At 67.0% G+C, this 1,400-nt stretch carries 3 protein-coding genes and 1 pseudogene; all 4 read right to left on the bottom strand.

The genetic code is table 11. The annotated features are described in order from the left end of the window. A pseudogene (locus KZA10_RS18340) lies at window positions 1-268 on the bottom strand (hypothetical protein); the annotation flags it as partial. After that, on the bottom strand, window positions 237-638 hold the full coding sequence (locus KZA10_RS15330; protein WP_055870985.1) for a TadE/TadG family type IV pilus assembly protein: 402 nt from the start codon (window positions 636-638) through the stop codon (window positions 237-239). The pseudogene KZA10_RS18340 and the gene KZA10_RS15330, both read right to left, overlap by 32 nt. 1 nt (window position 639) lies before the next feature. Continuing rightward, window positions 640-852: a hypothetical protein gene (locus tag KZA10_RS15325; RefSeq protein ID WP_141386253.1), complete on the bottom strand. Its 213-nt coding sequence runs from the start codon at window positions 850-852 to the stop codon at window positions 640-642. 21 nt (window positions 853-873) lie between these two features. Continuing rightward, complete coding sequence (locus tag KZA10_RS15320; RefSeq protein WP_306300829.1) at window positions 874-1,299, bottom strand: type II secretion system F family protein; 426 nt, start codon at window positions 1,297-1,299, stop codon at window positions 874-876. Window positions 1,300-1,400: the final 101 nt, after the last annotated feature.

Raw genomic sequence — 1,400 nt, 5'->3', positions numbered from 1 at the left:
CGAGCGCCATGAGGTCCATGTCATCCACCTTACCGCGCCGCGCCGGTGTCAGGAGGGGATCAGTGCCGCGAGGCCGAAACCGACGGAGATGATGCCCATCAGCAGCAGAGCGCCGATGACGCTTCCGTGCCCCGAAGGTCTGCTCCTGGATCGCTCCGAGCGCGATGACGAGATAGATCAGCGGCACCAGAAGGATCACCCCCACCGCGATGAACTCCAGGGCGGCCGATCCCTCGTCATTCTTCCCCGAAAGTCTCGGCAGGTGCATGAGCCTCCACCTCCATCGCGAGGGGAAGGCCGATCAGTCCGAGCAGCGGAAACGTCGTGCGGACCCGGACGTCGACCGTCTCGTAGGGCGGGGCGCCGGAGACGCCGATTTGGATGTCCTCGGCGTAGTCCGCGCCGACCGCGCGGGAGATGACATCTCTGGTGCGTTCGATGCCCTCCTCCGGGGTCGTATCGGCGAGAGCCGCGTGGTAGGCGCCTTCGACGGCGGCGTCGTGCACCACGTTGCGCACGTACACCGCGAACGCGAGCTGCAGCACAGCGAGCGTGAGGGCGGTGAGGAGCGTTCCGACGAGCACGAACTCCACCGGGCTGGAGCCACGATCATCCGCGCAACCACTCCGGTCGTCCATGTCAGAGCCCCGAGACCCTCTGGATCGCCTGCTCGAACAGCGAGGTCAGAGCGGGACCGGCGACGGCCCAGATCAGCACCACCAAGCCCGCGGTCATCAACGTGACGAGCACCCATCCGGGAACGTCACCCGCTTCGTCGTCGATGAAGGCGCGGAACCGGGTCGTGACGTCATGCCAAGGGCGTCGCCGGTGCTCCTGTGTTCGTGCGGTCATGGTGGTCCTTTCGTCGGGCGGTCAGCCGATGCCGAGCCGGAGGATGAAGAGTCCCGGATACACGGCGAAGAGCACCGAGAGCGGAAGGATCAGGAAGACGAGCGGGAGGAGCATCAGGATCTCTTTGCGTCCCGCCTGCTCGATCAGTACGCGCTTCGCGTCTTCGCGTGCATCGCCCGCCTGTGCATGCAGGACGGCGGCGAGCGGGGCACCGTGCTCGAGCGCAGCGATCACCTGGTCGACGACGCGAGACAGTCCGGGAAGCTGCAGCCGTCGCGCCATCTCGTTCAGCGCATCGGCCAAGGGGGATCCGGTGCCGACCGCGAGCACCACCTGGCGCAGCTCGGCGGTGAGCTCACCCGACCCCACATCGGCGACCCGGCGCAGCGAATCGAGGAACCCCTCACCCGCGGAGAGACATTTCCACACTCCGCAGATCCGCGGCATCGAGAGCCGCTGATCACCGCCGAAGGGGTCGCATCGAAAGATGCGGCCCCTTCGTCGTCTCCTGCGCGGTCGTCTACTGCGAGGGCCGCTGATCCGTCTCG

The sequence above is a fragment of the Microbacterium sp. BF1 genome, from assembly GCF_019279095.1.
Classification (GTDB): domain Bacteria; phylum Actinomycetota; class Actinomycetes; order Actinomycetales; family Microbacteriaceae; genus Microbacterium; species Microbacterium maritypicum.
Note: the sequence above shows the minus strand (reverse complement) of the source record. Positions and strands in the feature narration are given on the sequence as shown.